General features: G+C 71.8%; 4 protein-coding genes. 3 read left to right on the top strand and 1 reads right to left on the bottom strand.

The annotated features are described in order from the left end of the window. Nucleotides 1-32 precede the first annotated feature (32 nt). Nucleotides 33-2048, bottom strand: coding sequence for an FAD-dependent oxidoreductase (locus ACFV0Q_RS13715; RefSeq protein ID WP_385004752.1), 2016 nt, complete (start codon nucleotides 2046-2048; stop codon nucleotides 33-35). 231 nt (nucleotides 2049-2279) lie between these two features. Between ACFV0Q_RS13715 and ACFV0Q_RS13710 the strand changes: the two genes are divergently transcribed. Genes ACFV0Q_RS13710 through ACFV0Q_RS13700 form a run of 3 tightly spaced genes read left to right on the top strand, consistent with a single transcriptional unit; the run spans nucleotide 2280 to nucleotide 6464 of the window. Beyond that, entirely contained in the window at nucleotides 2280-3008 is a 729-nt protein-coding gene (locus ACFV0Q_RS13710; RefSeq protein ID WP_385004750.1) for an SAVMC3_10250 family protein, read from the top strand. After that, complete coding sequence (locus ACFV0Q_RS13705; protein ID WP_385004748.1) at nucleotides 3005-5110, top strand: AIPR family protein; 2106 nt, start codon at nucleotides 3005-3007, stop codon at nucleotides 5108-5110. Before ACFV0Q_RS13710 ends, ACFV0Q_RS13705 begins: the two co-directional genes overlap by 4 nt. Next, nucleotides 5100-6464, top strand: coding sequence for a protein kinase (locus ACFV0Q_RS13700; RefSeq protein ID WP_385004746.1), 1365 nt, complete (start codon nucleotides 5100-5102; stop codon nucleotides 6462-6464). The genes ACFV0Q_RS13705 and ACFV0Q_RS13700 overlap by 11 nt, the downstream gene beginning before the upstream one ends. Nucleotides 6465-6469: the final 5 nt, after the last annotated feature.

Below are 6469 nucleotides of genomic sequence, written 5' to 3'. Positions count from 1 at the left end.
GGGCCGCCACAACTCCTTTGCCCCCGGAGGTGTCAGAGGCTCGCGGCGAGCTCCGTGCCCTGGCGGATGGCCCGCTTGGCGTCGAGTTCGGCGGCCACGTCGGCGCCGCCGATCAGGTGCGCGTCGACGCCCGCGGCGCGCAGCGCCTCGTACAGGTCGCGGCGCGGTTCCTGCCCGGTGCACAGGACGACGGTGTCGGCGGGGACAAGGCGCGCCTCGCCGTCGACGGTGATGTGCAGGCCCTCGTCGTCGATCTTCTCGTACGTCGCCCCGGCGACCGAGACGACCCCGCGGTGCTTGAGCTCCGCGCGGTGGATCCAGCCGGTGGTGGTGCCGAGCCCGGCGCCGACCTTGGTGGCCTTGCGCTGGAGCAGGTGCACCCGGCGCGGCGGCGCGGGCCGCTCGGGGGCGGTGAGGCCGCCGGGGCCGGTGTACGCGGTGTCGACGCCCCAGTGGCGGAAGTAGACGGCGGGGTCCTGGGAGGCGCCCTCGCCACTGTCGGTGAGGAACTCGGCGACGTCGAAGCCGATGCCCCCGGCGCCGACGACGGCGACGCGCTCGCCGACGGGCACGCCGTCGCGCAGCACGTCGAGGTAGCTGACGACGTTGTCCCGCTCCACGCCCTCGATGGCGGGGGTGCGCGGGGTGACGCCGGTGGCGACGACCACCTCGTCGTAGCCGGCCAGGGCCTCGACGTCGGCGCGGGTGTTCAGGCGGACCTCGACGCCGCTCGCCTCCAGCTGGGTGCCGAAGTAGCGGATGGTCTCCTCGAACTCCTCCTTGCCCGGGATGCGGCGGGCGACGTCGAGCTGGCCGCCGATGTGGCCGGAGGCCTCGAAGAGGGTGACGGCGTGGCCGCGCCCGGCGGCGGAGACGGCGCAGGCGAGCCCGGCGGGACCGGCGCCGACGACGGCGACGCGCTTCTTCAGGCGGGTGGGCGCGAGGACGAGTTCGGTCTCGTGGCAGGCGCGGGGGTTGACCAGGCAGCTGGTGATCTTGCCGCTGAAGGTGTGGTCGAGGCAGGCCTGGTTGCAGCCGATGCAGGTGTTGATCGTCTCGGAGCGGCCGGCCGCGGCCTTGGCGACGAAGTCGGCGTCGGCGAGGAAGGGGCGGGCCAGGGAGACCAGGTCGGCGCGGCCGTCGGCGAGCAGTTCCTCGGCGATCTCGGGGGTGTTGATGCGGTTGCTGGTGACGAGGGGGACGCTCACCGCGCCCATCAGCCGCTTGGTGACCCAGGTGTAGGCGCCGCGCGGGACGGAGGTGGCGATGGTGGGGATGCGGGCCTCGTGCCAGCCGATGCCGGTGTTGATGATGGTCGCGCCGGCCGCCTCGACCTCCTTGGCGAGGTGGACGACCTCGTCGAGGGTGGAGCCGCCGGGGATCAGGTCCAGCATGGAGAGCCGGTAGATCAGGATGAAGTCGTCGCCGACGGCCGCGCGGGTGCGGCGGACGATCTCCAGCGGGAAGCGCACGCGGTTCTCGTACGCGCCGCCCCAGCGGTCGGTGCGCTTGTTGGTGGCGGCGGCGATGAACTCGTTGACGAGGTAGCCCTCGGAGCCCATGATCTCGACGCCGTCGTAGCCGGCCAGCTTCGCGAGGCGGGCGGCGCGGACGAAGTCCTCGATGGTGCGCTCGACCTCGATGTCGGTCAGCTCGTTCGGCACGAAGGGGCTGATGGGGGCCTGAAGGGCGGAGGGGGCGACCAGGTCCTTATGGTAGGCGTACCGGCCGAAGTGGAGGATCTGCATCGCGATCTTCCCGCCCTCGGCGTGCACCGCCTCGGTGATCACCCGGTGCTCGGCGGCCTCGTCCTCGGTGGTGAGGCGGGAGCCGCCCTCGAAGGGGCGGCCGGCGTCGTTGGGGGCGATGCCGCCCGTGACGATGAGGCCGGCGCCGCCGCGGGCGCGCTCGGCGTAGAAGGCGGCGAGGCGCTCGAAGCCGCCCTGGTGCTCTTCGAGGCCGGTGTGCATCGAGCCCATGATCACGCGGTTCGGCAGGGTGGTGAACCCGAGGTCCAGGGGGCTCAGCAGGTGCGGGTACTGGCTCATGGGTCGGCGTCTCCTCGCGCGGGGTGGTGAACCTGTTCTAGCGAGGCGCGCGGCATTTTGCAACTAGGTGCATAACCGGTTGGGCCCGACTCCCGGCCTCCGGTCCGGGGACCGGGGCCCTCACAGGAGAAACGTGTGGCGCAGTTCACGGCAGCGGCACCGGCACCGGCCGCCCCCGCACCAATGGCAAGATGAACGCGTACGGGGTACAGACTCAGCCGGGGGGCTGCATTGCGCGAGTTCATCTACGTCTCGGACAACAAGCTGCGCCAGTTCACGGCGGCGCCGCGCCGAGTCCACCGGACCGCAGCACTGCGGTTGAGCACGCCCTTCGGCGGGATCGACCTCGACGCTCCCGTGACTGACACGGAGCGCGCGCGGCAGCGGCACCTGGACCAGGTGTCCGAGCACCTCGGACAGTCCGCCCGCTGGTTCGCCGAACCGGATCTGCGGCCCGGCCAGTGGGTCTACTTCGAGGCCCCGCTGCGCCAGGTGAGCCTCGCGGGCCGGTTCCGCCGACTGGTGCTCTTCGCCGATCCCGCACCCGGCGAGGACCCCGGCTACGAGCGCGAGACCGGGTGCCGTCTGCTGATGCACGGCTCGGCCCGGCACCTGCTGGGGCAGCCTCCCGAGCCGGTCGAAGGCCCCCCACTGGAAGGGATCACCGGAGGCGACAGCATCGGCACGGCCTTCGTCACCCAGGCAGGTCAGGTGGTACGGACCCTCGCCGACCAGCAAGATCCGGAAGCCGGCGCACCTGCCGGACCGGGGCCGGAGCTCTCCGGCAACGGCATCCACGACCTCCTGCTCGCCCTGGACTCCGATCGCGGACAGGCGGGAACCGCCTCGTGGACGCGCGGCTACGCGCGCGTGACGGCCCGGCTCGCCTCCACCACGGGCGGCGCACCCTGTCTGGTGGCCAGCCCGCTCACCGTCGAGTACGCCTCCGAGCTGCCGTGAGCGGCAACACCGGTTCCGGTGCCCCCCAGATCGGTTACGTCAGCGACTCGCTCCGGCGGGAGTTCGACGGCCTCATCGACCTGAGCGACCACGCCACCCGCTCCGAGTCCCAGCGCCAGGCCGCCTTCCTGTCACGGGCGCTCGCGGCGCGCGCCGCGCGTCTGGTGAGCGGCATCGGCGCGGTGGAGGCCGCCGACTGCGTCATCGACGGCAGCGACGACCAGGGCATCGACGCCGTCGCCGTCTCGCGGGAGACGTCCGAGATCTGGCTGGTCCAGGCGAAATGGAGCGATCGCGGCGAGGCGCGGCTCTCCACCGAAAATGCGCTGAAGATGGCCGAGGGCCTGCGCACACTGACCGACCTCCAGTACGAGTCCTTCAACCACCGTTTCCACCGGCTGTCCGAGCGCGTGGACGGGGTCCTGGCCTCGAGTGCCTGCAAGATCCACCTGGTGATGGCCGTGGCCGGTGACGGCCATCTACCGGCCGAGGCCTCTTCCCTCCTGTCAGAGGCGATGGCCTCGTACAACACCTTCGGGGAGATCGTCGACACACGGGTGCTCGCGATCTCCGACTTCCACTCGGCGGCCCTGCGCGACACGGCCCCGCCACCGATCGACCTGGCCCTCACCCTCGTCGACGGCTTCCACGTCACGCCGAATCCGCACCTCGCGTACTCGGGCACCGTGTCGGCGGTCGAGCCAGCCGAGTGGTACGCCCAGTACGGGACGGGACTCTTCGACCGCAACATCCGGCAGTACCTGGGGCCGACCCCGGTCAACCGGTCCCTGATCTCGACCCTCGTCACAACACCAGAGACCTTCTGGTACTTCAACAACGGCATCACGTTGATGTGTGACTCCGTGAGCACCACGGGGGTCGCCTTCGGTCGGCGACCCGCCCGGCTCGTGCTGCACAACGCGCAGGTCGTCAACGGCGCCCAGACGGTAGCCGCCATCGCCCACGCCCACGAGGAGGCACCGGATCAGGTGTCACAGGCACGCGTGGCCGTCCGGGTCGTCTGCGTCGGCGACGCCCCCGGAGACCTGGCCACGCGCGTGTCGACGGCCACCAACGCGCAGAACCGCGTGGAACCGCAGGACTCCGTCGCCCTCGACGCCCAGCAGGCTCTGATCCGAGAGGACTTCCTCACGTCCCTGGGGAAGGAGTACGTGTACCGGCGCGGGGTGCTCCCGCCGCTCCCCGACGCGGGCTGCACGGTGGTCGAGGCAGCGACCGCTCTGGCCTGCGCATTTCCCGACCCGACCCTGGTCGCCGGGCTCCGCCGCGACAGTTCGTCCCTCTGGGACGCAGCACCGGACGGCGTGTACGCGCGGCTCTTCGCCCCCCGTCCGCCCGCAGCGGAGATCTGGCGCTCGGTCCGACTGCTCCGCGAGGTGAACGGGGCACTGCACGCGGCGGCCCTCGGCCTGGCCGGACGGGCCGTCGCCGTAGCGGAGCGCGGCAGCCTCCTGATCGCCCACATCGTGTTCCGCGAGCTCGGCCGGGACCGTGCCGACGGACCCGGTGGCGATGTACCGGAACTCACCCGGCAGGTCCTGTCGCACCTGACCGGCGCGGTCGACGCCCTGTTCGGCCCCCGTGTCTTCCTCAACAACGTGTTCGTCAGTCCGGAAAGGTGCCGGGAACTGGCGGACGCCGTCGGCCACGCCCTCCTGACGGGGCAGGACTCCCCCGAGTCGGCGTGGCGTCCCCCTCACCGCGAACCCCGCCGCCCGAACGCGGTCGGCCTGCTGGTGGGTCACGGCCGCATCCCCGACGGAGCCCAGGTCGTCTACCGCCCCGGCCCGGCCGAGGAGTCCGCGTTCGGCGAGTGGCTGAACGCCGATCCCCGGCGCTTCCTCGCCACCTGGGTGAACGACGCCCGGCGGCCCCTGGTCTGGGCGGCCGACGGGAAGCAGTACTCCCCGTCCGGACTGGTCCGGCTGATCTGGGACGAGTCCGGCCGACGGAACGCCCCGGCCGCCGTGGCCGGCACCCGCTACTGGGCCATCCCGGGCGAGGGCACCCTCGACCAGCTCGCGCACGAGCTCTCGGAGGTCTCGGAGACCTCGGCGGGGGACAACAACGATGCCAACTGACTTTCCCGTCCTGGACGGCCGTTACGAGTTGCGGTACCAGATCGGGCACGGCGCCATGGGGCAGGTCTGGGACAGTTACGACCGGGAGCTGGCCCGGCACGTCGCGCTCAAGACGATCCACCCGGCACGCCTCGCCCCCGGCCCGCCCAGCGCGGACGAGAAGGTGCTCCGGGAGCGCTTCCGCCGTGAGGCCAGGCTGATCGCCCGGCTCGGTCACCCCGGCCTCCCGGCCGTCTACGACGCCCGGCTGGGCCCCGACGTGCAGAACCCGTACATGGTCATGGAACTCGTACCCGGCGAGGACCTCCAACGGGTCCTGCGCGGTGGCCGCCGGTTCTCCGTGCCACAGGCCGTGGCCGTCGCCGCGCGGATCAGCGAGGTCCTCGCCCACCTCCACGACGCGGGCGTCGTCCACCGTGACCTGAAGCCGGCGAACATCATGGTCACCGGACACGGAGACGTGAAGGTGATCGACCTCGGGGTGGCCGCCATGCCGGATACCGCTCAGTCACGGCTCACCGAGGACGGACAGCTGCTCGGCACCTGCGCCTACATGTCGCCCGAGCAGTTCGAGGCACCCGCTCTCGTCACCGAGCAGAGCGACCTCTACGCGCTGGGCTGCATGCTGTACGAACTCCTGGCCGGCGAGCCCCCGTTCACGGGAACCGCCCTGTCCCTGATGCGCGGCCACTGCGACCTCGACCCCAAGCCGTTGCGGGACCGATGTCCCGGCATCGATCCGGCCCTGGACCTGCTCGTGATGGAGTGCCTCGCCAAGTCACGGGGAAGACGGCCCGCATCGGCGAACGCCCTGGGGCGACGGCTCGGCAGATTCCTCGGCCTGGCCGCTCCCGCCGCCGGAGGTCCCCTACCGGCGACCGCGCCGGACGCTCCGGCCCCTTCCCCGCTCACCCTCGGCAAGGCGGGCGTTGCGCCGCTTGTGGTACGGATGGCACTCGCGCACGCCCTCTTCGACGGCGGACGGTTCCGTGCGGCCCTGCCCGAGTACCTGGAGCTGGCCGAGGAATGGATTACGGCCGACGACGAGCCCCGCGTCGCCGAATGCCTTTCGAAGGCTGCACACTGCCGACTGCGGCTGGGCCAGGCCTCCGAAGCGCTCCTGGCCTTCTCGGAGCTCGTCGCCCACCTCGTTCCCGTTCGCCCGTCCGACGACCCCCTGTTGCTCGACACGCAGCTCCAGGTCGGCTTGCTGCTGGAACAGTCGGGGCAGCTCCAGCGGGCACTGATCTCCCTGTCGGGCCTGTACCCCACGCTCCTGGAAGTGCTCGGCGACGACGCACCGGCGACGGCCCAGGCACGCGACGCCCTGGTCCGGATCCGCAGGGCGGGCTGAGGTCC

Origin of the sequence: Streptomyces sp. NPDC059564 (assembly GCF_042735575.1) — a bacterium.
Taxonomy (GTDB): Bacteria; Actinomycetota; Actinomycetes; order Streptomycetales; family Streptomycetaceae; genus Streptomyces.
Note: the sequence above shows the minus strand (reverse complement) of the source record. Positions and strands in the feature narration are given on the sequence as shown.

What these genes read in the sequence shown, in the direction of transcription:
- ACFV0Q_RS13715 (WP_385004752.1), bottom strand. Translation starts at nt 2,048, where the DNA reads ATGAGCCAGTACCCGCACCTGCTGAGCCCCCTGGACCTCGGGTTCACC.
- ACFV0Q_RS13700 (WP_385004746.1), top strand. Translation starts at nt 5,100, where the DNA reads ATGCCAACTGACTTTCCCGTCCTGGACGGCCGTTACGAGTTGCGGTAC.